The organism is Variovorax sp. PvP013, from assembly GCF_050435945.1.
Lineage (GTDB): Bacteria > Pseudomonadota > Gammaproteobacteria > Burkholderiales > Burkholderiaceae_C > Variovorax.
Genome location: NZ_JBNDLF010000008.1, coordinates 79,729 through 105,845, shown reverse-complemented (window position 1 = coordinate 105,845; position 26,117 = coordinate 79,729). Strand labels below are relative to the sequence as shown.

General features: G+C 74.1%; 24 protein-coding genes. 5 read left to right on the top strand and 19 right to left on the bottom strand.

The window, feature by feature from the left end; translation table 11 throughout:
- Positions 1-3: 3 nt before the first annotated feature.
- The 6 genes from ABID77_RS18365 to ABID77_RS18340 form a co-directional block, all read right to left on the bottom strand.
- On the bottom strand, positions 4-1,392 hold the full coding sequence (locus ABID77_RS18365; protein ID WP_429598839.1) for an HlyD family type I secretion periplasmic adaptor subunit: 1,389 nt from the start codon (positions 1,390-1,392) through the stop codon (positions 4-6).
- A gap of 92 nt (positions 1,393-1,484) precedes the next feature.
- Positions 1,485-3,248 (bottom strand): type I secretion system permease/ATPase, encoded by a 1,764-nt coding sequence (locus ABID77_RS18360; RefSeq protein WP_429598836.1) that lies wholly within the window; start codon positions 3,246-3,248, stop codon positions 1,485-1,487.
- Positions 3,249-3,572: 324 nt separating this feature from the next.
- Entirely contained in the window at positions 3,573-4,268 is a 696-nt protein-coding gene (locus ABID77_RS18355; RefSeq protein ID WP_429598834.1) for an ABC transporter ATP-binding protein, read from the bottom strand.
- Positions 4,269-4,278: 10 nt separating this feature from the next.
- The gene (gene modB, locus ABID77_RS18350; protein ID WP_429598831.1) at positions 4,279-4,932 is read right to left on the bottom strand and encodes a molybdate ABC transporter permease subunit; all 654 of its coding nucleotides are present in this window, start codon (positions 4,930-4,932) and stop codon (positions 4,279-4,281) included.
- A gap of 16 nt (positions 4,933-4,948) precedes the next feature.
- A complete protein-coding gene (modA, locus tag ABID77_RS18345; protein WP_429598828.1) occupies positions 4,949-5,713 on the bottom strand; it encodes a molybdate ABC transporter substrate-binding protein in 765 nt (254 codons plus the stop codon).
- 76 nt (positions 5,714-5,789) lie between these two features.
- Positions 5,790-6,386: a chemotaxis protein CheB gene (locus ABID77_RS18340; protein WP_429598826.1), complete on the bottom strand. Its 597-nt coding sequence runs from the start codon at positions 6,384-6,386 to the stop codon at positions 5,790-5,792.
- 467 nt (positions 6,387-6,853) lie between these two features.
- On the opposite strand from ABID77_RS18340, the gene ABID77_RS18335 reads away from it, so the two are divergent.
- From ABID77_RS18335 to ABID77_RS18320, 4 genes are all read left to right on the top strand, one after another.
- The gene (locus tag ABID77_RS18335) at positions 6,854-8,989 is read left to right on the top strand and encodes a putative bifunctional diguanylate cyclase/phosphodiesterase (protein ID WP_429598824.1); all 2,136 of its coding nucleotides are present in this window, start codon (positions 6,854-6,856) and stop codon (positions 8,987-8,989) included.
- 481 nt (positions 8,990-9,470) lie between these two features.
- Positions 9,471-10,805 (top strand): acyltransferase family protein, encoded by a 1,335-nt coding sequence (locus ABID77_RS18330; protein WP_429598820.1) that lies wholly within the window; start codon positions 9,471-9,473, stop codon positions 10,803-10,805.
- On the top strand, positions 10,805-11,086 hold the full coding sequence (locus ABID77_RS18325) for a hypothetical protein (protein ID WP_429598817.1): 282 nt from the start codon (positions 10,805-10,807) through the stop codon (positions 11,084-11,086). The genes ABID77_RS18330 and ABID77_RS18325 overlap by 1 nt, the downstream gene beginning before the upstream one ends.
- Positions 11,087-11,253: 167 nt before the next feature.
- Positions 11,254-11,823 carry an ankyrin repeat domain-containing protein gene (locus tag ABID77_RS18320; protein ID WP_429598815.1) on the top strand — a complete coding sequence of 190 codons (570 nt, stop codon included), beginning with the start codon at positions 11,254-11,256 and terminating at the stop codon, positions 11,821-11,823.
- Between the two features lie 10 nt (positions 11,824-11,833).
- Here ABID77_RS18320 and cobF read toward each other — a convergent pair whose 3' ends face one another.
- From cobF to cbiE, 5 genes are all read right to left on the bottom strand, one after another.
- The gene (gene cobF / locus ABID77_RS18315) at positions 11,834-12,640 is read right to left on the bottom strand and encodes a precorrin-6A synthase (deacetylating) (protein WP_429598812.1); all 807 of its coding nucleotides are present in this window, start codon (positions 12,638-12,640) and stop codon (positions 11,834-11,836) included.
- Between the two features lie 29 nt (positions 12,641-12,669).
- The gene (locus ABID77_RS18310; RefSeq protein WP_429598810.1) at positions 12,670-13,356 is read right to left on the bottom strand and encodes an energy-coupling factor ABC transporter permease; all 687 of its coding nucleotides are present in this window, start codon (positions 13,354-13,356) and stop codon (positions 12,670-12,672) included.
- A 70-nt stretch (positions 13,357-13,426) separates the two neighbouring features.
- Entirely contained in the window at positions 13,427-14,251 is an 825-nt protein-coding gene (gene cobM / locus ABID77_RS18305; protein WP_429598808.1) for a precorrin-4 C(11)-methyltransferase, read from the bottom strand.
- Positions 14,248-14,700 (bottom strand): cobalamin biosynthesis protein, encoded by a 453-nt coding sequence (locus ABID77_RS18300; protein WP_429598805.1) that lies wholly within the window; start codon positions 14,698-14,700, stop codon positions 14,248-14,250. The genes cobM and ABID77_RS18300 overlap by 4 nt, the downstream gene beginning before the upstream one ends.
- Entirely contained in the window at positions 14,697-15,905 is a 1,209-nt protein-coding gene (gene cbiE / locus ABID77_RS18295) for a precorrin-6y C5,15-methyltransferase (decarboxylating) subunit CbiE (protein ID WP_429598803.1), read from the bottom strand. The genes ABID77_RS18300 and cbiE overlap by 4 nt, the downstream gene beginning before the upstream one ends.
- Between cbiE and ABID77_RS18290 the strand changes: the two genes are divergently transcribed.
- The gene (locus ABID77_RS18290; protein ID WP_429598800.1) at positions 15,904-16,680 is read left to right on the top strand and encodes a cobalt-precorrin-6A reductase; all 777 of its coding nucleotides are present in this window, start codon (positions 15,904-15,906) and stop codon (positions 16,678-16,680) included. The two genes, cbiE and ABID77_RS18290, sit on opposite strands and share 2 nt — an antisense overlap.
- On the opposite strand, the gene cobJ is transcribed toward ABID77_RS18290, so the two are convergent.
- From cobJ to cobN, 8 genes are read right to left on the bottom strand one after another with little or no spacing between them, the layout of a single operon-like run.
- A complete protein-coding gene (gene cobJ / locus ABID77_RS18285; RefSeq protein WP_429598945.1) occupies positions 16,641-17,441 on the bottom strand; it encodes a precorrin-3B C(17)-methyltransferase in 801 nt (266 codons plus the stop codon). The genes ABID77_RS18290 and cobJ overlap by 40 nt on opposite strands.
- Positions 17,442-17,452: 11 nt before the next feature.
- A complete protein-coding gene (locus tag ABID77_RS18280; RefSeq protein ID WP_429598797.1) occupies positions 17,453-18,184 on the bottom strand; it encodes a precorrin-2 C(20)-methyltransferase in 732 nt (243 codons plus the stop codon).
- The gene (locus ABID77_RS18275; RefSeq protein WP_429598794.1) at positions 18,181-18,807 is read right to left on the bottom strand and encodes a precorrin-8X methylmutase; all 627 of its coding nucleotides are present in this window, start codon (positions 18,805-18,807) and stop codon (positions 18,181-18,183) included. The genes ABID77_RS18280 and ABID77_RS18275 overlap by 4 nt, the downstream gene beginning before the upstream one ends.
- Complete coding sequence (locus ABID77_RS18270; protein WP_429598942.1) at positions 18,807-20,051, bottom strand: precorrin-3B synthase; 1,245 nt, start codon at positions 20,049-20,051, stop codon at positions 18,807-18,809. Before ABID77_RS18270 ends, ABID77_RS18275 begins: the two co-directional genes overlap by 1 nt.
- The gene (locus ABID77_RS18265) at positions 20,051-20,464 is read right to left on the bottom strand and encodes a DUF1636 family protein (protein WP_429598791.1); all 414 of its coding nucleotides are present in this window, start codon (positions 20,462-20,464) and stop codon (positions 20,051-20,053) included. The genes ABID77_RS18270 and ABID77_RS18265 overlap by 1 nt, the downstream gene beginning before the upstream one ends.
- Positions 20,465-20,496: 32 nt before the next feature.
- On the bottom strand, positions 20,497-21,171 hold the full coding sequence (locus ABID77_RS18260; protein WP_429598788.1) for a vWA domain-containing protein: 675 nt from the start codon (positions 21,169-21,171) through the stop codon (positions 20,497-20,499).
- A complete protein-coding gene (locus tag ABID77_RS18255) occupies positions 21,168-22,271 on the bottom strand; it encodes an ATP-binding protein (RefSeq protein WP_429598785.1) in 1,104 nt (367 codons plus the stop codon). Before ABID77_RS18255 ends, ABID77_RS18260 begins: the two co-directional genes overlap by 4 nt.
- On the bottom strand, positions 22,268-26,110 hold the full coding sequence (gene cobN / locus ABID77_RS18250) for a cobaltochelatase subunit CobN (RefSeq protein WP_429598783.1): 3,843 nt from the start codon (positions 26,108-26,110) through the stop codon (positions 22,268-22,270). The genes ABID77_RS18255 and cobN overlap by 4 nt, the downstream gene beginning before the upstream one ends.
- Positions 26,111-26,117: the final 7 nt, after the last annotated feature.

Here is a 26,117-nt window from a genome sequence, read left to right as displayed (position 1 = left end):
CGCTCACCGCTCCCTCAGACTCCGCCGGACCCCGTCGATCACCGGATCGAACATATAGCGCCACGCGCTGCGCTCGACGGTGGTGATGAACACTTCGGCCTGCATCCCCGGGATAAGCGTCAGGGTCTGGCCGGCCAGTTCGCTGGCGGCTTGCAGCGCCTGTGGACTCACGGTGATCTGCGCCACGTAATAGGGCGCGGCCGGGTTGGGGCCTCGCGGGTCGGTCAACCGGTCGGCGCCCACGTAGCTCAGCGTTCCTTCGACCTGCGGCGTGGCGCGTGCGCGGTAGGCCGTGAGCATCACGTGCGCCGGCGTGCCGTGGGCCTGGGCCTGCTGGGCATCGCGGATGTCGCCGGGCGCGATGCGAGCCTCGATCACCAGGGCCGAGTCCGCCGGCACGATCTCCAGCACCGGCTCGCGCGCGCCGATGGCAGCGCCCACCGTGTGGACCCGCAGGTCCACCACCTCGCCGGCCACCGGCGCGACGATGTGCTGACGCGCCTGGGCGTCCTTGGCCGGGCGCAGTTCCTGGGTGGTCTGCGCCAGGCGGGCCGTCACGTCCTTCAGCTCGTCGGCCGCCGCGCGGGCGAACTCGGTGCGCTGGGCCGACAGCTTCAGGCGGATGTCGGCTTCGCGCTGGCGCGCCTGCGCGAGCTGGGTCTGCGTGGCCTGCGTCCGGGCGCGGTAGTCGGCGACGACGCGTTGCAGCTCGCTCAACCGGGCCTCGCTGACGAAGCCGTCGGCCCTGAGCTTCTCGTTGGCGGCCAGGTCGCGCCGGGCCAGCTCCAGGGCCGCGCCGGTGGTGGCGATCAGCTCCTGCTGGGTGGCGATCTCGCGGCGGGTCTGGTCAAGCTGCTCGGCCAGCCAGTGACTCTGCTCGGCCTGCTGGCGAGCCCGGGCGGTGAACAGCTCCTTCTCGCGGCTCGCCAGGTTCCGGATGTGGACGACGTCGTCGTCTGACGTGAATTCGGCCAAGGACTTCAACTCCGGCACGAAGGGCGCGCCGGTGGTCTCGGCCCGCAGCCGCTGGGCCTTGAGGGCGTGGGCGGCGGCCTGCTCGCGCAGCGCCTGGGCGCTGGCGGCCACGCGCGCGTCGGCCAGCGTGACGAGGGTCTGGCCCGGCGTCACACGGTCGCCGTCCCTGACGTGGATGGCCGAGACGATGCCGCCTTCGGCGTGCAGCACCGTCTTGCGGTTGCCCAGGGACTTCACGGTGCCCTCGGCCACCACCGCGGCGGCCAGCGGCGCGAGCGCGGCCCAGGCGCTCAGGGCCAGGGCGCCGAGCACGGTGCCCGCGATGCCCAGGCGCAGGGCGCGGCGCTGTTCGAGTCGCCAGAGGGGCGAGGGAGAAGGCGACGGGACCGATGAAGACGACGGGGACAACGGGGACAACGGGGACAACGGGGACGACACAGGCTGCGAGGACGCGGCTGCGGATGGATCAGGCGCAGGAGCGTTGGCCATGAGGCTCGCGATGTCCGTCGTCATGCCTGGACCTCCTGACGAGGCGCGCTCGCCGGCTCGCCTCGGGCCTTCGGAGCCGCCTGGTTGCGCTGCGCGATCCAGCGCCGGACCTCGTCGCGCGGCCCGAAGCGCTCCACCGTGCCCCCACGCAGCAGCAGCACGTGGCTCGCCAGCGCGATCAGGTGCGCGCGGTGCGTCACGGCCACGACCGTCGAGCCCAGCCCGCGCAGCCCGTGCAGGCAGCGTTCCAGCGCCGCGTCGCCCTGGGCGTCGAGCTGGCTGTCGGGCTCGTCGAGCACGATCAGGCGCGGCGCCCCCAGGCCCGCGCCGGGCGTGGCGTAGAGCGCGCGGGCCAAGGCGATGCGCTGGCGCTGCCCACCCGACAGCGGCACGGCGCCCGGCTCGCGGCCCAGGCGGGTGTCGTAACCGCGTGGCAGGGCCGTGATCAGGTCGTGGGCACCGGCACGCCGGGCCGCCTGCACCACCGCCCGGCTCTGCGCCTCGGTCAGGGGCTCCGGCGACTGCCACAGCCGCGCGATGTTGTGGGCGATGCTGCCACCGTGCAGCAGCACCTCCTGCGGCAGGTAGCCGGTGGCTTGGCCGCGCGCCTGGGCGCCGTACTGTTGCAGTGCCGCGCCGTCGAGCACGACGTCGCCGTGGGTGGGCAGCAGAATGCCCGCGAGGACGCGCGCGAGCGTGCTCTTGCCGCTGCCGCTGTCGCCGATCACTGCCAGCATGGCGCCGGCAGGCAGCTCGAAGCTCAGGTCGTGCAGGAGGGCCGCCTCGCCCGGCGCCAGCCGGACGCCGAGGCGGGTCGCCTGGAGGTGCCCCCGGGGAGCGGGCAGCACGGTCTCGGGGCGGGAGCGGTCGGCATGGCGTTTCGCCGTCAGCAAGCGCGAGAGCCGGCCCGCCGCCTGCCGGGCCTGCAGCCCCTGCTTCCAGCCACCGATGAGGATCTCCAGCGGCATGAGCGCCTTGCCCAACAACAGGCTGCCGGCGATCATGACCCCGCCCGTCGCCTGACCCTGCAGGACCAGCCAGGCGCCGGTGCCCAGCATGGCGAACTGCAGCACCTGCCGCACGAGCTTGCCCCAGGTCCTGAGGCTGTGGCCGGGCAGTTCGGCGTCGAGCCGGGCGCGTGCCGCATCCGCCATCAAGGTGCCGAGGGCGCCGCCCACCTGGGATTGCTGGCCGTGGGCGTTGATCACTTCCGCGAACGCCGCGATTTCGCCGGCATGGCGTTGGGCCTGGCCCTGGGCCTGTTCGGCCGCCTTGCCGGGCTCGTCCAGACGCTGCTCGGTGAGCCAGGCCAGCGCGACAAGTCCCAGGATGCCCGTCAGGGCCACGCCACCGAGCAGTGGGTGGAAGGCGGCGATCACCAGCAGGTAGACCGGCGTCCACGGCAGGTCGGCGACCGCGATCGACGCGGGGCCGCCGAGGTACGCGCGCCAGACGGCCAGATCGCGCCACGTCTGCGGCGACAGGGTGTCGATCGCGGATGCCGGCGCGTCGAGCAGGAATGGCGTCAGGTCGACGACCATCCGCTGCTCCAGCCCGGTGGCGCGCGCCGCATACCAGCGCAAACGCGCCGTCTCGACCATCCACCAGGCTGCCAGCGACAGCATCGCGGCGGCCAGCAGCATCAAGAGCGTTTCGCCGCGCCGGCTGCCGAGCACCCGGTCGTAGATCTGCAGCGTGACGAGGGTCGGGATCAGCAGGAGCAGGTTCGATGCGGAACTCGCCAGGAACGCCGCGCCCGCGTCGCGCGACGAGGACCATGGCACGAGCAGAGCGGTGGGCGATCTCGGTTGGCTCGATGACATTCGATTCGCCCCTCCCTGGAGCAGCAGTGCGCGGCTCCCGGTGTGACTCACGACATCGATGTCTTCCGCGCCGACGGCGGAAATTGTGTGTAAGAAATCACTGACTTGCAGGTCTGGAACGCAGGGCGACTCGCACTACCTCGATCAAGTGCCAAGAACTTCACAGACTGGGGAATGCGCTGCGGCGGGGGCTCTGGCAGAAACTAAAGAAAAGGTTTATGCAGATCGCCTTCACACCATCCTGTGTCAGTCGATACGACTACCCAAGCACGACTGGATTGCGGTTCAGGACGCGCTGCCCGTTACCGACGTCCCCACCACCCGCCCCCCCTCGATCCGCACCACCGACTGCGCCAGCGCCTGGACGTCGCTGGGGTCGTGCGTGACCAGCAGGGTCGGCACCCGGACGCGGTCGAGCATCTCCGCCAGTTCGGCGCGCAGGCGCACGCGCAGCGGGGCGTCGAGCGCCGACAGGGGCTCGTCCAGCAGCAGCAGGCCGGGACGCGGCGCCAGGGCGCGGGCCAGCGCCACGCGCTGCCGCTGGCCGCCGGAGAGCTGGCCCGGCCGGGCGACGCGCAGGGCCTCGAGGTCGAACTGCCCCACGAGCGCGTCGATGCGCGCGCGCTGCGCCTCGTCCGGCCGCCGGCCGAGCCGGCACAGTCCGAAGGCGAGGTTCTGCTCCACCGTCAGGTGCGGGAACAGCGCGTAGTCCTGGAACACGATGCCGACGCGGCGTTCGCGCGCGGGCAGGTCGATGCCGGCGGCCGTGTCGAGCAGCGACCGGCCCGCCACGCGCGCATGGCCGCTCGCCTGCGGCAGCAGGCCGGCGACCGCCATCAGCACGGTGGACTTGCCCGAGCCCGAGGCGCCGATCAGCGCGGTGCGCATCGTCGTCGACGTGAAGCGCGCCTCCAGCGCGAAGCTGCGGCCGGACGACGCGAGCGTCGCGCGGAGGTCGATGTCGAGCACGGGCGACGTCATCTCCAGGCCTTCAGTGCTTGGCCTGCAGCAGCCGGCCCGACACCACCAGCACGACGATGCAGACCACCGAGATCGCCAGCGTCAGCCACAGCGCCTGCGCGTCGTTGCCGGCCTGCACCGCGTCGTAGATGGCGATGGAGAGCGTCTGCGTCTTGCCCGGCAGGTTGCCCGCGATCATCAGCGTGGCGCCGAACTCGCCCATGGCACGCGCGAAGGCGAGCATCAGCCCGGCGGCGATGCCGCGCACGGCCAGCGGCAGGGCGATGCGCGCGAAGACCTCGAACTCGCCCGCGCCCAGCGTGCGCGCGGCGTGCAGGAAGCGGCCGTCGACGTCCTCGAAGGCGGCGCGCGCGGCCTTGTAGATCAATGGCAGCGACACCAGCGACGCCGCGATCACCGCGCCCTGCCAGGTGAACATCAGGTTGATGCCGAACCAGCGATCCAGGTAGCGGCCGAACACCCCGTTGCGGCCGATCAGCACGATCAGGTAGTAGCCCAGCACCGTCGGCGGCAGCACCATGGGCAGCATCAGCACGGCATCGACGACGTTCCGGCCGGCGAAGCGGCGCTGCGACATCCACCAGCCCAGGGCGATCCCGACCGCTCCCGCCATCGCCGTGGCAAGCAGCGCGATCTTCAGCGTGAGCCAGAGCGGGGCAAGCAAGCGGGTCCGGTCGAGGTCAGGGCCTGGAGAAGCCGAAGCCTTCGAGGATGCGCTGGCCGGCATCGCCGCGCACGAAGGCGACGAAGTCCTTGCCGAGCGCGGCGTTCTTGCTGGTACCGATCTGCGCGATGGGGTAGCTCACCGGCGTGGCGGTCGGCACGGTCAGGGCGATGCGCGTCTTGTCCTTCTCGACGAGCGCGTCGGTGCGGTAGACGAAGCCGGCGTCGACCTCGCCCCGGGCGACGTAGTTCAGCACCTGGCGCACGCTCTCACCGTAAATCCACTTCGGCTCCAGCATGGCGGTCAGACCGGCCTCCTGCACGGCGGCCATGGTGTAGCGGCCGACCGGCACGGAGCTTGGCGTTCCGGTCGAAACCTTCTTGAAAGCCGCACCGTTCAGGTCGGCGAGCTTCTGCGGCACGGTGGGCGCCGTGGCGGGAACGATCAGCACGAGCGTGTTACGGGCGAAGTCGGCACGCGTGCCTTCGGCCAGCAGGTTGGCCTTGGCTGCGCGGTCCATCGTCTCCTGGTCGGCCGAGGCGAAGACGTCGACCGGCGCGCCCTGCTGGATCTGGGCGAGGAGCGGACCGGAGGCGGCGAAGTTGAAGGTGACCTTGACGCCGGGCCGCGTCTTCTCGAAGGCCTGGCCGATCGACTGGAAGGCGTTGGTCAGGCTCGCGGCGGCCGAGACGATCAGCTCCTGCGCGTGCGACGCGACGGTGACCAGCGACAGGGCGGTCAGCAGGGCGGCCTTGCCGAACCAGCGGGAGGGAGCGTTCATCGGGAGTTCTTCGCTTTCGCTATTCTGAAATGGAATAGCGAAATCATAGCAAGGCACGGCGGCGGGATCGGGTGGATCACCCTCCCTGTTCGACCAGGCGGGACAGCAACCGCCCCATCTGGTCGAGCATGACCGTGTGCTGCACGTGGTCGCCGATCAGCGCCTGCGTGGGCATGCCCGGATGCAGGGTTTCGACCGGCGTCTGCACGACGCGGCTGCCACCGGCCCGCGTGATGGCCTTCAGTCCCTTGGTGCCGTCGTCACCGCCCCCGCCGAGCACCACGCCGATGGTGTATTCGCCATAGAACTGCGCCGCCGACGCGAAGAGCTGGTCGGCCGCGGAGTACTGGCGGGTGATCGCGACCTCCAGGCGCGGCGTCAGGCCCAGGACGCCCGGCGCCGTGAAGACCAGGTCGCAGGCGCTGGGCGCGAGGTAGACGCGGCCCTGCAGCGTCTGGCAGCCATCGGTCGCCAGGACCGGCGTGAGATGGACGCTCTGCTTCGAATGGACGCGCACCAGCCTGTCGAGCGATTCGTCGGCGTGCCCGTGCACGACCGCCACGGCCAAGGCGGGAAATCGCTGCGGCAGGGCGTTGATCAGCCGGACCAGGGCGTCGATGCCTTCGATGGACCCCGCGACGACGACGACGGGCAATGTGGGAGGCGTGGACATGCTGGAGCCCCGGATGGATGTGCCTCAGCTTGGACGACGGCGTTCCCGCTCCCGTAGGACAAGAGCCGCAGATGGCACCGACAACAGGTCGAACCGGCCATCGAACCGAGTCGGGGAATCGCAGTTGAATACCGTCGCGTTAGACACGTCGTCGGTGTCTCGATGAGCTCATGAAAAGACGGTCATTACGGCCTTCCGACGCATCCTAAGTCGCCGAGAATCCTAGAATGAATGCCGATCCTCCCGAGTCTCCGGCCTCGATGTCCGTCGGTGTCGGCCGTCGGGACATCCTGGCAATTCCCCCGTCGGCACGCGCCGGCCGGGCCGTCGAATCGCGGTGAGAGGCGCAATGGGAACCGCAGTGACGAGCGATTCCGCGGGCCTTCGCACCGGCTTCCGTCTCGCATGACCCGAATGAAACTTCCGCAGCGCCATCCCGCCATCCACGTCGATCCGGAAGGCGCCCGTTGATCGACATCGACTACAACCTCTGGGTCGTCGGGCTGTCCTTCGCAATCGCCAGTTTCGCCTCCTACGTGGCACTGGACCTGGCCAAGCGGGTGCGCACGACCGATCGCGTGCTGGCCCGCGTGTGGTGGGGCGGCGGGTCGGCCGCCATGGGCACCGGCATCTGGTCGATGCATTTCGTGGGCATGCAGGCCGCCGCCTTCCCGTTCGCCGTCGGCTTCGGCTATGCGCTGACCGGCCTGTCCTGGTTCGCCGCCGTGGCGGTGTCGGCCATCGCGCTGTTCATCGCCAGCCGGTCGCGCCTGTCGTGGAAGCGCCTGATCGGCGGGGCGCTGGCCATGGGCGCCGGGATCTGCACCATGCACTACATCGGCATGGCGGCGATGGACATGGCCCCGGGCATCCGCTGGTCGGCGGGCTGGGTGGCGGCGTCGGCCTTCATCGCCGTGGCCGCCGCCGCCGCCGCGCTCCTGATCTTCTTCGGCCTGCGGCGCCTGCAGGGCGGCGCCGCGCGCTGGGGGCAACTGGCCGCGGCGCTGGTGATGGGCGCCGCCGTCTGCGGCATGCACTACACGGGGATGGCCGCGGCGGGCTTCGTCGACCCGTCGGTCTGCCTGAGCGTGGACGAGCTGCGCGGCGACAGCCTGGGCATGCTGGTCGCCGGGGCCACCATCGTGCTGTTGGCCATCACGAGCTTCACCTCGGCGATCGACGCCCGCATGCAGGACCAGGCGGCCGTCCTCACCGCGTCGCTGCAGCACGCCAACGCCGAACTCAAGCAGCTGGCCTTCAAGGACCCGCTGACGGGCCTGGCCAATCGGCTCCTGTTCGACGACCGCATGAGCGCGGCGGTGGAACGCTGCACGCGCGACGATGCCTCGCTCGCCTTGCTGTTCATCGATCTCGACGGCTTCAAGCCCGTGAACGATTCCTTCGGACACGGCTTCGGCGACGACGTCCTGCGCGAGATGGCGCGCCGGCTCGCCCTGCAGGTGCGCGCGGCCGACACGGTGGCGCGCGTGGGTGGCGACGAGTTCGTGCTGCTGCTCGAAGGCAACCCCGACGCCACGGCCGCCGCACTGGTGGCCCAGCGCATCATCGACGCGCTGGTGAAGCCGGTCGTCCAGCACGACCACGAGGTCCGCCTGTCCTGCTCCATCGGCGTCGCCATGTTCCCGGCGGACGGGCCGCGCGACAAATGGCTGACCAATGCCGACGCGGCGATGTATGCCGCCAAGCGCATGGGCGGCAACCGCTTCGCCTTCTTCGCGCGGCACATGAATGCCGGCGCGCACGAGCGGATCGAATTGCGCAACGACCTGCGCCAGGCGATCGAAGCCGGCATGCTGACGCTGCACTACCAGCCCAAGGTGAGCTCCGACGACAACGTGATCACCGGCGTGGAGGCGCTCGCGCGCTGGCACCACGTGGCGCGCGGCATGGTCAGCCCGGGGGTGTTCATTCCCATCGCGGAGAGCTTCGGCCTCATCAATGCCTTGGGCCAGTGGGTGCTGCAGGAGGCCTGCCGGCAGATGGCGCGATGGCGCGACGAGGGGCTGACGATGCGGGTGGCGGTCAATCTGTCGGTGCACCAGTTGCGCCAGGCCGACCTGGCGCAGCGTGTCGAGCAGCTGCTCGCCGAGCATCGCCTCGATCCGTCGCAACTGATCCTGGAGATCACCGAATCCGCCGCCATGGAGGACGCGGGCAACACCCTGGAACTGTTCGAGCGGCTCGGCCGCATCGGCGTCAAGCTCTCGATCGACGACTTCGGCACCGGCTATTCGAGCCTGTCGTACCTGCGGCGGCTGCAGGTCAGCCAGTTGAAGATCGACCAGTCCTTCGTGCGCGACCTGGAGACCAGCGCGGACGCCCGCATCATCGTCAAGGCCGTCATCAACCTAGCGCACGCCCTCAACCTGAGCGTCGTGGCCGAGGGCGTCGAGACCGCGGCGCAGCGCGACGTCCTGACCGCGATGGATTGCGACGAACTGCAGGGCTACTTCTACGCCAGGCCCATGACGGCGGAAGCGCTCGGCCGATGGTCGCGCGGCATCGATCGCCCGCGCGACATCCGCTTCGCCGACCCCGAGGGCGTCGGCGTGGCGTGCGCCGACTCGACGTCCACCGCTTGATCGGGCGGCCGGTCGGGGCGAAGTCCCTCCGAGTTGCTCGAAAACTAGCTACTTTGGTACTAACCGAGTAACATGATGTCATGACATCGTGTGGCTTCGCTCCAGGCTCCGCACCGGCGACCCGCCGGGGCAAGAACCTGCCGCGCGGCTTCTTCCATTCGGTCACTCCTCCATGAGACACGGGTCGCCCGCGCGACCGACCCGCCGTACCGATCGCACCGGCATCCGTCCGGTGCCTTTCGCGCCCTTGCTTCGAGATTGACCCGACGACCCGTCGGGCCGGTCCACGGGTCGCGTGCGCCTTCGCCGGCGACACGCGGCACGCTGACCGGGCATGCGTCCATGCGCTTCCGCGGCGACCCCGAACCTCGAACGAGCCGGTTTCCGACCGCACGACGCCGCCACCTCGGGCGCCGCGTGCCGCGACGGCCACCGGGACATCGTTCGACACCTTCCTCGATCCAGTCCAGGTGGAACGACCGTGACCGACACCCTTTTTCCGCTCACCACGGTGGCCGCGATGGCCGCCTGCTTCCTGCTCGTCGCGCTGGCGAGCGCCGGCCTCGTCGCGCGCTGGCGGCCCGCGCTGGCGAGCGGGAGCCCGCCTCCCACCGCGTGGATCGACGGCCTGCGCGGACTCGCCGCCGCGCTCGTGCTGATGAACCACGTCCCGCTGGTCATCGCCAACCACCTGCACCTCGCGCCGACGATCGACCCCGAGGCCACGCGCTGGGCCAACTACCTGGGCGTCGTCGGCGTCCAGCTGTTCTTCTGCATCACCGGCTTCCTCTTCGCCGGCAAGATCCTGGGCTCGCGCAACGTCGACTGGACCGACTTCTTCGTGCGCCGCATCCGGCGCCTGGTGCCGGCCTACGCCCTGGCCGTGCTCGCGGCGCTGGTCGTCGGCGCCGTGGTGGTCGATGCCGACCTCGACCACCTGAGGTCGGCCCTGGCGGCGTTGCCGCACATGATGTCCTTCGGCATCTTCGTCCTGCCGGCGGTGGAGGGCTTCGACATGGGCCGGCTGCTGGGCGTGAACTGGACGCTGGCCATCGAGTGGCGCTTCTACGCGGTGCTGCCGCTGCTGTTCGCGCTGCGGCGCTCCGGGCACATGAACGGACCGTTGGCGCTGCTGTTCTTCACCCTCCTGCTGGTGCCGGTGCTGGGCGCGGGCATCTGGCTGTACTTCATCGTCGGCGCGGCGGCGACGCTGCTGCCCAGGGCGGTGCCGGCCCGCGCGCTGCGCGCACCCCTGGCGCTCCTGGCGGCGGGCGCGGCGCTCTCGATGGCGCTCAACTGGGAGGGCCTGGCGTCGCACAAGGTCGCGCAGGGCCTGCACGTCGCCGTGCTGTTCGTGTCGCTGTGCCTGCTCGGACCGCGCTGGCCGGCCCTGCGCGCCGTGACGGCCCTGGGCACGATCAGCTACAGCCTCTACCTGCTGCACATGACGGTGCTGTTCGTCCTCTTCGGCCTGTGCCACCGCTTCCTGTTCGACGTCACCGCACTGCCGGCGGCGGGCTTCGCGCTCCTGGGCGGCCTGGGCGTGGCTTTGTCCGTGCTGCTGGCCGCGCTGTCCTGCGAACACGTCGAGCAGCGTTTCATGAGCGGCGGCAGGCCCCCGGAAGGCGCGTCGGGCGCCGCGTTCAGTCCCGTGGTCACCCGCGACGACCTGATGCGCGACCCGCCCCTCGCCGGGCAGGGCGAGCGGCGGCGCCGGCACGTGCGGCTGGTGGGCGGCGCCGGCAGGAAGAAGGCCGCGGCCCAGCGAACGCGGCCGGCCGATCGCGCCGGGAAGACGCTGCCGGGGTCCGTGTGATGGCCGGCCGCGACAGCTCCTCCTCCGCGCGGCCGGGCCTTCCCGGCGCGACGCGGACGATCCACAACCGGCTCGACGCCGTCGACCTCGACGGCCGCCCGCACGTCATCCTGGTCGAGAGCACCCGACGCGTGACGCGGACCGCGCGCGGCGCCGTCGTGCAGACGGGCGGCGATCGCTTCTTCCTGGCGGCCACCCTGCAGCCCCTGGAACTCGATCCCGCGACCGCCAGGCTCCGCACCCGGGACGGCCGCCAGGAGTTCACCTTCAAGTTCGGCTGATCCGGCCCGCCACGGCGACGCCGGTCGGCGCCGCCCCGCTTCGCCGCGCGGACGGGTCGGCCGCTTCGCGCTCTTTTCCCACAGCGATCGATCCTGTCCTTCGACGGACGCGCCAAGCGCGGGACCGCATCCTGATCGCCGTCGCATCCCGCGACCTGGACGACACGATGGACCCCTCGAGCACGACGCCCCCCTCCCCCGCCTCCGCCTCCGCCTCCCCCGCTTCCCCGGACCAGCGGTTCATCGACTTCGCGCAGGAGGTCTTCCAGCTGGCGCGCACGGGCGACGCCCCGATGCTGGCGCGCCTGCTCGACAAGGGCCTGCCGCCGAACATGAGCAACCACAAGGGCGACACCCTGCTGATGCTCGCCGCCTACCACGGCCAGGTCGAGGCGACCCGGGTCCTGCTGGCAGCCGGCGCCGAACCCGACCGCTTCAACGACATGGCGCAGACGCCCCTCGGCGGAGCCGCCTTCAAGGGTTACGTTCCCATCGTCGAGCTGCTGCTGGCCCACGGGGCCCGAGCGGATTTCGCGCCGCCCGGGGGCAAGACGCCGCTGATGTTCGCGGCCATGTTCAACCGGCGCGAGATCGTGGAGATCCTGCTGGTGCGCGGCGTCGATGCGGACGCGAAGAGCTCGGAAGGCCTGTCCGCGCTGGACCTGGCACGCAGCATGGGCGCCGCCGACACCGCCGCGTACCTGGAAGCCCGCGGCGTGGACGGCGACGCGGCCTGAGGGCCCGCCGCTACCGCGTAGGGGCGGGGTCGAGGACGTCGCGCTCGTCGGATTCGCCGGACGCGCCGCCGCGCCGCAGCAGGTAGCTGTCCATGATCCACCCGTGCGCCCGGCGGGCCTCGGCGCGGGCCCGGACGATGCGCGGCCCCGCGTCGGCGAGCGGACCGGCGATCAGCAACTGGTTCGGCATGCCGAGGTACGCCGCCCAGTAGATGGTCACGTCGCGATCGGGCAGGTGCTGGAAGGCGCAGTCGCCGTCGAGCAGCACCACCACCGTGTCCAGGCCGGGCGGCCAGCCGCCGGCCTTCAGCCGCCGTCCGGTCGTGATCAGGACCGGCGCGCCCAGGGTGTTGAGCGGGATCGCGTGCGCGGCGGTCAGCAGCTGGACGCTGGTCAGGCCCGGGATCACCTCGATGCGCAACGCCAGCCCGGCCTCCTGCAAGCGCTGCGCGATGCGCAGGCTGGAGTCGTAGAGGGACGGGTCGCCCCACACCAGCAGCGCGACGCGGCCGCCGCGCGGCAGGTGGAGGGCGATCCGTTCGGCCCACGCGTCGGCGATGGCGTCGTGCCACGCGTGCACGCCATCGAGATAGCGCGGCGCGCCGACGTCGCGCACCGGCAGGTCGAACTCGACCAGCCGGGTGGCGTCGCCGACATGCGTCGCGCAGATCGTGCGGCGCAGCTCGGCCAAATCGGCCTTGTCCGCGCCCTTGCGCGGGATCAGGACCAGGTCGGCGTCCTGGAGCACGCGGACGGCCTGGAACGTCAGGTGCTCGACGTTCCCGGTGCCGATGCCGATCAGCTTGAGTTCGATCATGGCGTCGACCTGCCGGTCGGCGACCTCGTTCAGGCCGCGTGGTGCAGGCGCCGCGCGAACACCAGGGCGCCGCTCGATCCCGCGCGCCCGCGCAAGCGCTTCGCCGCCGCCAGCACCGCCAGGTCGACCAGGGGTTCCAGCAGCACCACCGTCATGTAGGCCGCGCCGAAGCTGGCCACCGACTGCAGGATCTCCACGCCGGCACCGCGGCCGTAGATCGTCCAGAACGCCACCCAGGCGACGATGCCGCCCTGGAACACCAGCGACATCTTCAGCACGTGCCCGTAGCCGAGTTCGACGTAGGGCCGGTCGGCCGGCAGCACGCGCCGGGCCACGGCCTGCATGGCGAACAGCGCGGCCAGCAGGGTCGTGACGTTCATGCCGTACTGCGGCAGGTCCTGCGGCTCGAAGAACAGGCCCTGCAGCGCCAGCCCCGCCGCCAGGCCGATGGCCGTGGGCGCGGCGCCCAGGATCAGGAACAGCGACGACCCGAGGATCAGGTGCACCTCGGACACGCCGACGGGTGCGTGCGGGAACACCTCGAAGAACACGAACACCAGCAGAGTGGCGATCGCGCCGCGCAGCGCCAGCGATCCGGCGCCTTCCCGGCGGACGTGATCGAGCGCGGATTTCGCCGCGCAGAGCGCGCAGGCGCTCGCGGTGGCATAGGACAGCAGCATCTTGGTGCCGTCGACGATTCCAGGTTCCATGTGCATGGGGGTACTCCTTGGGGGGTGGGGGGTGGGGGTTGAGGGAAAAAGGGGCAAGAGGGATCGGGGAACGGCGTCAGGCGTCAGGCGTCAGGCGTCGGGCGTCGGGCGTCGGGCGTCGGGCGTCGGTCGACGCGTCCACGGCGGCGGCCGTCGGCCGGAAGCGGCGGTCGTAGTCGGCGGCGTAGAGCCGGCTGTCGGCGAAACCCTCCGCCGCCAGGGCCGGGCCGACCAGGATCAGCGCCGTGCGCTCCACGCCCTCGCCCATCGCCACCGCGATGGTGTCCAGCGTGGCGCGGACGATCCGCTGGTCGGGCCAGCTCGCGCGATAGACCACGGCGACCGGGCACCCGCCGCCGTGGAACGGCACCAGCTCGGCCGCCACCTCCGCCAGCCGGTGGATCGACAGGTGCAGCGCCAGCGTGGCGCCGGTGGCGGCGAAGGCCGCCAGGGTCTCGCGCTCGGGCATGGCCGACGCGCGGCCCGACGTGCGCGTCAGGACGACCGACTGCGCCAGTCCCGGCAGCGTGAGCTCGGTGCCGAGCGCGGCGGCCGCGGCGGCGAAGGACGGCACGCCGGGCGTGACGGTGTACGGGATGTCCAGGGCGCGCAGCCGACGCAGCTGCTCGCCCATCGCCGACCAGACCGACAGGTCGCCGGAATGCAGCCGCGCCACGTCGTGCCCGGCCGCGTGGGCGGCGACGAACTCGGCGACGATGGCGTCGAGGTCGAGCGGCGCCGTGTCGACGATGCGGGCGCCGGGCGGGCAATGCACCAGGATCTCGCGGGGCACCAGCGAGCCGGCGTAGAGGCAGACGGGGCAGCGCGCGATCAGGTCGCGCCCGCGCAGGGTCAGGAGGTCGGGCGCGCCCGGACCGGCGCCGATGAAATGGATGGTCATGGTGAGGAACGCGCCGGTGACGGCGGCGATGGCGGTGAGGATGGTGGGGTCCCGACGGCGAGCGCGCAGGTAGCCAGCCGGTCGGCCGACACCGCGCGCGGACGGGCGATCCGGGCGTCCGGCGCGCCGTGCATGCGCGCGGCGGCCAGGGCGGCCGCCTCGGCGGTGCTGCCGGTGCCGCGCAGCGCGCGCACCCGGGCGTGGTCGGTCGGCGTGGGCGTGGCCCGCATGCGGTCGTCCGGCACGGCGCAGACCGGCACGCCCAGCGCGTCGGACAGCGCGCGCAGGCAGGCCGCGTCGGCCTTGTCCCGGGCGGTGGCCAGCAGCGCGACCGGCCCCGGCGCCGGTCCGGGATGGGACGCCGCGACCGCCTCGATCGCACGATCGAGCGCGTCGCGCAGCGACTCCGGCGTCGCGCCGCGTCGGAAACCGAAGCCGGCGACGGTCATCGCACGACGCTCCACTGCACGATCGGGTAGGCGGAGCGCCAGCCGCGGCGCGTGCCCAGCGGCGCGGCCTCGGCCAGTTCGATGCGGCTGAGGCTGCCGCCGGCGCGGGCGTGCCAGTCGGCGAGCAGGGCCTCGGATTCCAGCGTGACGGCGTGGGCGACGACGCGGCAGCCGGGCGGCAGCGTCCGCCACAGGTGGGTCAGCAGGGCCTCGCCGAGTCCGCCGCCGACGAAGACGGCATCCGGCACCGGCAGGCCGGCCAGGACCTCGGGCGCGCGGCCCTCGACCAGCACCAGGCGGTCGACGCCCAGCCGGTCGGCATTGCCGCGCAGCCGCGCCGCGCGTTCCGGGTCGGCCTCCACGGCGACGGCCTCGCACGCCGGATGCCGCAGCAGCCATTCGATGCCGATCGACCCGGACCCGGCGCCGATGTCCCACAGCCGCTCGCCGGGCCGGGGCGCCAGCGCGCACAGGGCCAATGCCCGCACCTTCCGTTTGGTCAGCTGGCCGTCGTGCGCGAAGGCGTCGTCCGGCAGGCCCGTGCCGCACGGCAGGCCCCCGGTGCCGGCCACCTGGAGCGCCACGGCCGCCGGATGCCGCACGTCGGCGAGATCGAAGGCCGACGCGACGACGTCGCGCCGCCGCTCGCGCGGCCCGCCCAATGCCTCGAGCACGCTCATCGTGCTGGCGCCGGCGCCGTGGTCGACCAGGTAGCGCGCCAGCGCCGCCACCGCGTCGCCGTCGCGCAGCAGCACCAACAGCCGGCCACCGGCGGCGAGGTGCGGCCGCAGGCGCGCCAGCGGCGCGGCGTGCAGGCCCAGGCAGGTGAGCCGTTCCAGCGGCCAGCCCAGGCGCGCCGCGGCCAGCGCGAAGGTCGACGCGGCGGGCAGCGCCCGCCACTCGCCGCGGTCGAGATGCCGTGTCACCGACGTGCCGGCGCCGAACCAGAACGGATCGCCCGACGCCAGCATCGCCACGCGGCGCCCGCGCCGGGCCAGTAGGATCGGGACGCCGTCGGCGAAGGGCACCGGCCACTCGACGCGTTCGGCGCCCAGGCCGGGCAGCAGCGCCAGGTGCCGCGCGCCGCCCATCACCACCTCGGCCGCGTCGAGCGCCGCGCGCGCCGCCGGGGTCAAGCCCGCCCAGCCGTCCTCCCCCACGCCGATGATCGTCAACCACGCCCGTTCCTCGATGCCCTCAGCCATGCGCCACGTCCTCGTCCTGGGCGGCACGCTGGAGGCGAGCGCGCTGGCGCAGGCCCTCGCCGATCGCGGCGAGCGCGCCGTGCTGTCGTATGCCGGCCGCGTCGCCCGGCCCCGGGCGCAGCCGGTCCCGGTGCGCGTGGGCGGCTTCGGCGGCGCGGCCGGCCTGGCGCGCCACCTGCGCGACCACGCCGTGACGCACCTGGTGGACGCCACGCACCCGTTCGCCGCGCGGATGAGCGCCAACGCCGTGGCGGCCTGCGCCGAGACGGGCGTGCCGCTGCTGGCATTGACGCGGCCCGCGTGGCGTCCGGACGCGGGCGACGACTGGACGACCGTGCCCGACATGGACGCCGCCGTCGCCGCGCTGGACGGACCGCCCCGGCACGTGCTGCTGGCGCTGGGCCGCATGCACCTGGCCGAGTTCGCGGCGCGGCCCCGGCACCACTACGTGCTGCGCCTGATCGATCCGCCCGAGGCGCCGCCGCCCCTGCCGCGGCACACGGTGGTCGTCGCGCGCGGACCGTTCGACGTCGCGGGCGACACCGCGCTGCTGCGGGCGCACCGCATCGACCTCGTCGTCTGCAAGAACGCCGGCGGCAGCGGCGCGGACGCCAAGCTGCGCGCCGCGCGCGACCTCGGCCTGCCCGTGCTGATGGTGGCCCGCCCCCCGCTGCCCGCGCGGCGCGAGGTGGCGCGCGTGGCCGACGCGCTGCGCTGGCTGGACGACACGCCGCCTCATGCGCCCGCCCCGCGCGGCGCCGAGCGCGGCGTGTAGACCCAGGGCGCGCCGTCGCGCTCGACGGTCCGCGTCAGGCTCGACCCGACGATGACGACGGTGCGCATGTCGGCCATCTCGGGCCGCGCGTCGGGCAGCGCCACCACGCGGATGCGTTCCTCGGGCGTGGACACGGCGCGGGCGAAGATCACCGGCCGCGCCGGCCCCCCCGCCGCCTCGGTGGCCTCGCGCAGCACCGTCAGCGCGCGCGCGAAGCCCTCCGGGCGCGCCACCGAGCGCGGGTTGTAGAACGCCATCGCGAAGTCGGCCTCCACGGCCAGCCGCAGGCGTCGCTCCACCAGCGCCCAGGGCTTGAGGTTGTCCGACAGGTTGATGGCGCAGAAGTCGTGCCCCAGCGGCGCCCCGGCGCGCGCGGCGGCGGCGAGCATGGCCGTGATGCCGGGCAGCACCCGCACGTCGAGACCGCGCCAGGCGACGTCTCCCGCCTCCAGCGCCTCGAAGAGCGCCGAGGCCATCGCGAACACGCCGGGGTCGCCCGAGGACACCACCACCACGCGCCGGCCGGCCGCCGCCAGGCGCAGCGCGAGGGTCGCGCGGTCGAGCTCGACGCGGTTGTCGCTGGCGTGCAGCGCGAGGCCCGGGCGCGGCGCGACCCGCGCCACGTAGGGGAAGTAGCCCACCACGTCGGTGGCCTCGGCCAGCGCCGCGCTCACCTCGGGCGTCGTCTGCTCGTCCGCGCCGGGGCCGAGTCCGGCGACGACCAGCCAGCCGGCGGCCGGGGCGCCGCCGCCGGCGCGCATCGCGGGCGCGCTCACGGCCGCCGCCCCTGGCCGTGCACCAGCACGATCGAGAAGTACGGCGTGACGCGGTCCCCGGCCTCGGCCAGCCGCACCACCTTCTGGCCGGGCATGGTGGCGAACTCGACCAGCCAGGCGTCCTCCAGCCGCCCCGCCGCCGCCAGGGCGCGGCGCACCTTGTCGAGGTGGCGACCGATCTTCATCACGACCAGCGCGTCGCTGTCGGCCATGTGGCGCGCGAGGCGCTCCTGCGGCAGCGTTCCCGCCAGCACGGTGAGCACGTCGTCGCCCCAGGTGATGGGCACGCCCGTGGCCGTCCAGGCGCCCGACATGCCGGTGATCGCCGGCACCACCCGCACCGGGTGCGTGCCGGCCAGGCGGGTGTAGAGGTGCATGAACGAGCCGTAGAAGAACGGATCGCCCTCGCACAGCACCACCACCTCGTGCCCGGCGTCCGACAGCGCGCGCAGGCGCGTCGCGCATTCGGCGTAGAACGCCGACAGCAGTTCGTTGTAGGCCGGGTCGTGCAGCGGGATCTCGGTGGTGACCGGGTACTCCATGGCGAGCTCCACCGCGCCGGCGGGCAGCAGCCCCTCGACGATGGTGCGCGCCTGCCCGGCCCGCCCGGCCTTGCGGAAGTAGGCGACGTGGGTGGCGCCGCGCAGCAGGCGGTGCGCGCGCACGGTCATCAGGTCGGGATCGCCCGGGCCGAGACCCAGGCCGTAGAGCGTGCCGCGCGACGTCATTCCTGGCGGCTCCCCAGCGCGTTGACCGCGGCCACCGTGATCGCGCTGCCACCCAGGCGGCCGGCCACGATGCAGCAGGGCACCGGCTGCTCGGTCCACAGCGCGTCCTTCGATTCCGCCGCGCCGATGAAGCCGACCGGACAGCCGACGATCGCGGCCGGCCGCGGGCAGGCCGGGTCCCGCAGCATGTTGAGCAGGTGGAACAGGGCGGTCGGGGCGTTGCCGATGGCCACCACGGCGCCCTTGAGGTGCGGCCGCCAGATTTCGAGCGCGGCGGCCGACCGGGTGGTCGACAGGGCCGCCGCCAGGGCCGGCACCGCCGGCGCGTGCAGCGTGCACACGACCTCGTTGTCGGCCGGCATGCGCGAGCGGGTGATGCCCTCGGCGACCATGCGCGCGTCGCACAGCACGGGCGCGCCGGCGACCAGCGCCTCCCGCGCCGCGCGGACGAAGCCCGGGGAGAAGCGCAGGTGCGCCTCCAGGCCGATCAGGCCGGCCGCGTGGATCATGCGCACCGCCACCGGCTCGTCGTCGGCGTCGAAGCGCGCGAGGTCGGCCTCGGCGCGGATCATGGCGAAGGAGCGGCGGTAGATCTCCGCGCCGTTGGTTTCGTAGACGTGCATCAGGGCGTTCCAGCGAGCGAGCGCAGTGTTTCTCGCAGTGTTTCTTCCACGGACATCCGGCCGCGCACGGGCGCGTCCCAGGCGCGGCCCTGGCGCACCAGGTCGAAGGCGCCGTCGCGGCCGACCAGCGTGACGTCGGCCGGCCGCGCGCGCGCGCAGCCCTTGGCGCACCCGGAGACATGCAGGCTCGGGCGCGCGCCGCCGCCGCCCAGCGAGTCGAGCGACGCCGCCAGGGCGCGGGCGAGCGCATGGGTCGCCACCGTCGCCGAGGCGCAGGCGGGCGCGCCCGGGCAGGCGTCGACGCGCAGCAGCGGATCGTCGGCCACGGCGATGAACGGGCCCGACGCGCACGACCGCCCGCCTTCGAGGACCAGCGCGCGGGACGGCGTCAGGCGCAGGGCCACCGCGCCGCCGTCGCGCAGCAGCGCGGCGAGCGCGCCGGCCTCGATCCGGCCGAAGGGAACGCCCAGGACCGGGCCGAGCGGCGACGGGCCGGGCGCCGGCAGCGGCGCCGCGTCGGCGGCCGGTTCGAGCGGCCACGGGCCTCCGGTCCAGTCCATGACCCGCCGATGGGCCCGCATCCGCCGCGAGGCCGGCCGGACGGCATCGGCCGTCGACGCGAACCAGCGCGCCATCGCCAGCGCCGTGTCCACCGCCGCCGCGCGGGCGACGGCATGCCCGGCCGGCGCGCCGTCGGCCCGCACGATCAGGCCGCCCGAGCGGGCGCGCTCGACACGCACGTCGGCCGGGGCGTCGGCCAGCACCGGCGCCGGCCCGGCGTCGACGGCGAAGCCGAACTTGGGCGGCAGCGCCGGCAGCTCGCCCAGGCGCGACAGCAGCTCGACGGCGACGGCCTCGGTGTCGTCGCCCGCGCGCCAGTCGGGCGCGACCAGGACCGCCGGCCGGGTCTCCACGGCCGCGTCCGGGTCGACCAGCCCCAGGGCGCACAGCGCCTCGACCACGGCGGCGTGGTCGCCGGGCCGCACGCCGCGCAGCTGCAGGTTGGCGCGATGGGTCAGGTCGACGAGTCCCGTGCCGAGGCGCCGCGACAGCTCGCACAGTCCCAGCGCCTGCGCGCGCGTCAGGCGCGCCAGCCGGGGCCGCACGCGCACCAGCAGGCCGTCACCGGAGGCCATCGCGCGGTGGGCGCCGGGGCACCAGCCCTTGGCCTCGGGGCGCGGGCCGGTCGACGCGGACCGTGCCTCCGGCTCGCCGGCCTCGGCCGGCAATGCGCGCGCGTGCATCACGCGGCCACCGCCGGCAGCGCCGCCAGCGCGGGCGGCAGCTTGGCGAGGATGCCCCCGCGCAGGCGCTCCGGGCGCTGGCTGCGCGGCAGGGCGCCGTCGACGTGGAGGGCGTGCAGCGCGGCGCAGGCCAGGACCTGCGCCGCCGTCTCCGCGTCGGCGTCCAGGTCGCCGAAGTAGTAGGTCGGCTTGCCCGACGCCTGCAGCGCGACCGTGCAGGCCCGCCCGCAGCCGCTCATGCAGGCGATGCCGCGCACCCGCAGGCCGGCGTCCGGCCGCCGTTCCTGCAGCGCCAGCACGTGCGCCAGCAGGACCTGGCCGGCGGCGGGCGGTTCGCGCGACGCGCCCGCCGGACGGCAGGTGGTGCAGACGATGAGTTCGGTGACGGGTGCGTTGGTCGCTTCGTGGGACATGGCGATGGGAAAGGGGAAATCGTTCGGGACGGTCAGGACCTGGCGCGGTGGTGCTCGGCGCCCCAGCCCCGTGCCCAGTCGGCGCAGCGTCCGAGGGCGCGCGCGGGATCGTCGAAGTCGACGACGACCACGTGGCGCGCCGCCGCCGGCGCGGCCGGCCGCTCCAGCGTGCGGCCGTCGGTCAGCAGCCACAGCCACGACTCGACCGGACCCTCGCGGCGCTCGGCGCGGCGCAGCAGCCGGTCGGCCTCGGCCAGGGCGTGGGTCACGGGCGTGCCGCCGCCGCCGCCCAGGGGCCGCACCTTCTCGCGGCCGGACGCCCGCGCCGGACCCGGCGGCAGCCGCAGTTCGACCCCCTGCCCGCCGAAGCACAGCAGGGCCACGCGGTCGCCGGCGCGCGCCGCCCGCTCGATCAGCGCGGCCGCGTGCCCCTTGGCCAGCGCCAGGCCGCCGCGCCGGCGCATCGAGCCGGAGGTGTCGAGCACGATCAGGTGCAGGCGCGCCGGTTCCACGGCATGCCGGACGTGGCGCAGGTGCTCGGCCCGCAGCGGTCCGGCGCCCTTGGCCAGCAGCGTGGGCAGCCAAGCGATGCGCGCGCCGGCGGGCGCGGGCACCGCGTCCGTGGACGACGGCCGTGGCGCGACGGGGGGGTCCGGCCACCGCAGCCCTGCGCGCCCGGGGCGCACGAGGCGGCTGCGGTGGCTCATGCTTTTTTTGCCGGCCATCCTTGCGTGGCGACGACGCGGGTGAGGGTTTCGGCCACCGGCGGGAGCGCGCCCCAGTCGCCCATGGGCGACGCGTCGGCGGAGACATCGCCGTCGGGCCCCGCGCGCCCGGACCGATCGCCGTCCGCCGGGGGCGGCGTCCCGCGCGGGCCGGCGGCGGGCGCCGGCGCCGGGGCGCTCACGCCCTCCCCCCGGCGATGCGCGAGCGCGAGTTCGGCGACCTCGTCGACGTCGCCGGCCGCGACCTCGTCGCGGCCCGCCAGCGCCGCCAGCGCGCGCGCCGCCCGCAGCATCACGAGGTCGGCGCGCAGGCCGTCCACGCCGGCCGCGAGGGCGAGCGCGGCGGCGCGCTGCAGCACCGCGTCCGGCCACGCGATGCGCGGCAGCAGCGCCTGCGCCGCGACCACCGCGCCGGCCAGGCGGGCCTGCTCGCCGGCATGGTCGCGGGCGAACGCCGCCGGGTCGGCGTCGAAGCGCAGGCGGGTGCGCAGGATCTCCGTGCGCTGCGCCGCGTCGGCCGGATTGGCCAACGTCACCGACAGGCCGAAGCGGTCGAGCAGCTGGGGCCGCAGCTCACCCTCCTCCGGATTCATGGTGCCGACCAGCACGAAGCGCGCCGCGTGCCGGTGCGAGATGCCGTCGCGCTCGACGGTGTTCACGCCGCTGGCGGCGGCATCCAGCATGGCGTCGACCAGCGCGTCGGGCAGCAGGTTCACCTCGTCGACGTACAGCACGCCGTGGTGGGCGCGCGCCAGCAGGCCGGGCGCGAGCCGCAGGCGGCCGTCGCGCAGCACGTCCTCGACGTCCAGCGTGCCGACGAGCTGCTCGACCGAGGCCGACAGCGGCAGCGTGACGAAGGGCGCCGGCGACGCGGCGGGCGTCGCCGGCAGCAGCGCGGCCAGGGCCCGCGCGGCGGTCGACTTGGCCGTGCCGCGCGGACCGCCGACCAGCACGCCGCCGATCGCCGGGTCGACGGCCGCGAGCAGCAGCGCGCGCCGCAGCAGCGGTTGCCCGACCAGCGCGGCGAAGGGAAAGTCGGCGTGGCCGGCGGCCTCGACCGGCACGGTGGTTGCGGATGTCATGGCAGCGGCCCTTCGCCGTGTTCCTCGAGCCGGCGCTCCAGCGCCAGGAGGTGGTGTTCGATGCGCGCCCGGTGGTCGCCCGGTTCGCGCCACATGCCGCGCCGCACGGCGTCGAGCAGGCGCTCGCCGATGCCGCGCAGGGCCAGCGGGTTGTGCCGCTGCAGGAAATCGCGGACCGCGTCGTCGTGCAGGTAGGCGTCGGCCACCAGCGCGTACTGGTGGTCGCCCACCACGTCGGTGGTGGCGCCGTAGGCGAACAGGTTGTCGACCGTGGCGGCGATCTCGGCGGCGCCCCGGTAGCCGTGGCGCTGCGCGCCCGCGAGCCACTTCGGGTTGACCGCGCGGGAGCGCACCACGCGCGCGACCTCCTCGCGCAGGGTGCGGATGCGCGGCGAGCCCGGCACGCTGAAATCGCCGTGGTAGAGCGCGGCCGGCGCGCCCGCGAGCTGCGTCACGGCGGCCGCCATGCCGCCCTGGAACTGCGCGTGGTCGGCGGCGTCGAGCACGTCGTGCTCGCGGTTGTCCTGGTTGTGGACGACGGCGTCGAGTCCGCCGATGCGCTGCTCGAACGCGGACCGCGCGGCGACGCCGTGGCCGTCCTGCCCGTAGGCGAAGGCCCCGGCCCGGAGGTAGGCCTCGGCGAGATCGGCGCCGTCCTGCCAGCGGCCGCCGTCCAGCGCCTCCTGCACGCCCGCGCCGTAGCCGCCGGGGCGCGGGCCGAAGACGCGCCAGGTGGCCTCGCGCTGCGCTTCTGCGGCGGCGCGGCCGGCGGCCAGCGCCGCGTCGGCCTCGCGCCGCACGCGGGCGCGGATCGGGTTGACCTCGTCGGACTCGTCGTCCTCGGGGATGGCGGCGACGGCGCGCACGGCGGTGTCGAACAGGTCGATCACGTTGGGGAAGGCATCGCGGAAGAAGCCCGACACGCGCAGGGTCACGTCCACGCGCGGCCGGTCGCGCACGGCCATCGGCAGCACCTCGACGTCGATCACCCGGCCGCTGCCGTCGGCCCACTTCGGCCGCACGCCCAGCAGCGCGAAGGCCTGCGCGACGTCCTCGCCGCCGGTGCGCATGGTGCTGGTGCCCCACACGGTCAGGCCGACCTCGCCGGGCATCGTGCCGTGGTCCTGCAGGTGGCGCTCGATCAGCCGCTCCGCCGCCGCCGCGCCCATGGCACAGGCCGTCGGCGTGGGCACGGCGCGGGTGTCGACGCTGTAGAAATTGCGCCCGGTGGGCAGCACGTCGGGGCGTCCGCGCGAGGGCGCGCCGCTGGGGCCGGGCGGCACGAAGCGCCCGTCCAGGCCGCGCAGCAGCTGCGCCGTCTCCTGCGGGCCGCAGGCGTCCAGGCGCGGCGCCAGCACCTCGGCGAGGCGCCGCAGCACCGGCGCGGCGTGCGGCCAGGCCGCCTCGTCGAGCGGTTCCGGCGCGATGGACGGGACGGCCCGGGCATCGGCCACGTGCGCCGCCACCATCCGCGCCGCGAGCGTTTCCAGCCGCTCGCGCGTGTGGCCCGCGTGGCGCCAGGCCTCGTCGGAGACCGCCCGCAGCACCGGCGGACGCGGGCCGTGCCAGGGCGCGGCCCAGTCCGGACTCAGGGCGTCGAAACCGTCCACGCCCGCCAGACCGAGGTCCCGCGCCAGGGCGACGAGCAGGCTCTGCTGGCCGGGCGCCGCGCCGCCGGGAAAGCGCGCCAGCGCGAGCAGCGTGTCGGTGCGCTGCCGGCCCTGCGGCGAACTCCCGAGCACGTGCAGGCCGTCGCGGATCTGGGATTCCTTGATCTCGCAGAGGTAGGCGTCCAGTCCCTGCAGGAGGTCGTCGCGCCCGGCGTCGTCGGCCGGCCGGACGCGGCCGAGTTCCTCGTGCAGGCCCTCGCGCACGGTGCGCTCGACGATCGCCTCGCGCAGCAGCCGCGCGCGGCGCGGATCGAGCGACAGGGCCTCGTAGTACTCGTCCATCTGGCGCTCGAGCCGCTGCAGCGGACCGTAGGTCTCGGCGCGCGTCATCGCCGGCATCAGGTGGTCGACGATCACCGCCTGCGTGCGCCGCTTGGCCTGGCTGCCCTCGCCCGGGTCGTTGACGATGAACGGGTAGAGGTGCGGCAGCGGGCCGAGGATGGCGTCGGGCCAGCAGGCCGCGCTCAGCGCCACGCTCTTGCCCGGCAGCCATTCGAGGTTGCCGTGCGTGCCGACGTGCACCACCGCGTCGATCGCGAAGGCGCGGCGCAGCCAGAAGTAGAAGGCCAGGTAGGCGTGGGGCGGCACGAGGTCGGCGTCGTGGTAGGTGGCCGCGAGGTCGATCCCCCGCCCCCGCGCCGGCTGGATGCCGACGAAGACGTGGCCGAAGCGCAGGCCGGCGATGGCGAAGCGCCCGGCGCGCAGGGTCGGGTCCCGCTCGGGCGGACCCCAGGCGGCGTCGACCGCCTCCCGGCAGGCCTCGGGCAGCCGCCGGAATTCCGCCAGGTAGTCGGCCAGCGCGAGGCTCTGGGCGGCCGGCCGGGCATCGTTGGCGTCGACGTCGTTGGTGACGCCGCGCAGCAGCGCCGCGATCAGGGCGTCGCCGTCGGCGGGCAGGCCGCCGGTCCGGTAGCCCGCCGCCGCCAGCGCGCGCAGCACCGCCACGGTCGAGGCCGGCGTGTCCAGGCCGACGCCGTTGGCGATGCGCGAATCGTCGATCGGGTAGTTGGCCAGGATCAGCGCGACGCGCTTGTCGGCCTCGGGCTTGTCGCGCAGGACGCACCAGCGGCGCGCGAGTTCGGCCACGAAGGCCATGCGCTCGGGGTCGGCCTCGTAGCGGACCACGTCGAGCTCGGTGCGCTCGCAGCGCCAGGCCGTGCCCTTGAAGCTGATGGCGCGGGTCAGGACGCGGCCGTCGACCTCCGGCAGCACCACCTGCATCGCGAGGTCGCGCGGCGCCAGGCCGTGCGCGTCGGCCAGCCACTGCTCGCGGGTGCCGCCGGCGGTGACGAGCTGCAGCACGGGCGCGTCGCCGGCCAGCGCGGCGGGGGACGCGTCGCCGTCGTCGCGGCCGTCGATCGACGCCACGGCGAAGTTGGTGGCGTTCAGCACGATCGCCACGCGGTGCTCGGCGACGAGGGCCTGGACCGCGGCGTGGCTCTCGGGGTTCTTCAGCGAGTCGACGGCCAGCGCCAGCGGCGCGAGGCCGGCGGCGGCCAGGGCGTCGAGCATCGCGTCGAACACGGCGGTGTTGCCCGCCTGCAGGTGCGCACGATAGAACAGCAGCAGCGCCGCCGGCGCATCGGGCCCGCAGGGGGCGCGACCGGGCGCGCCCTGCGGCCGGTAGCGCACGGCCGGGGGCAGCGGCACCGGCAACGGTGGCCGCGCGCCCAGGCCGAACGCCGCGTGGCCGATGAGCGCGAAGAAGGCCTCGGCGTTGTCGCGGCCGCCCTCCCGCAGGCAGCGCCAGAGGTGGCGGCAGTCGTCGTGCGGCGCGCTGCTGCGCATGAGCAGCTGCAGGTCCTCGAAGGCATCGCCCGAGAAGATCGCCAGCCATTGCCCGCGCTCGCGCGCCAGCGACATCGCCCGCTCGACCAGGTAGGCCCAGTCGCTCGGCGCGCCCAGGTGGTCGATCACCAGCACGCGGGCATGGCGCAGCACGTCGTCGACGTACATGTCCACCGACGCCGGCTGGCGCAGCCACATCAGGTTGGCCAGCCGCACACTCGGATAGTCGGGCGCCAGCCGCCCGACCGCGTCGGCGAGCAGCGACAGGGTGGTGTCGGCCGCGCTCAGCACGACCACCGGGGCGGGCGTCTGCGCCACGCGCACGACCCCCTGGCCGCCGTCTTCGACGTGACCGCCCGGGCGGGTGGACAGCAGGTGCATGGCGGCT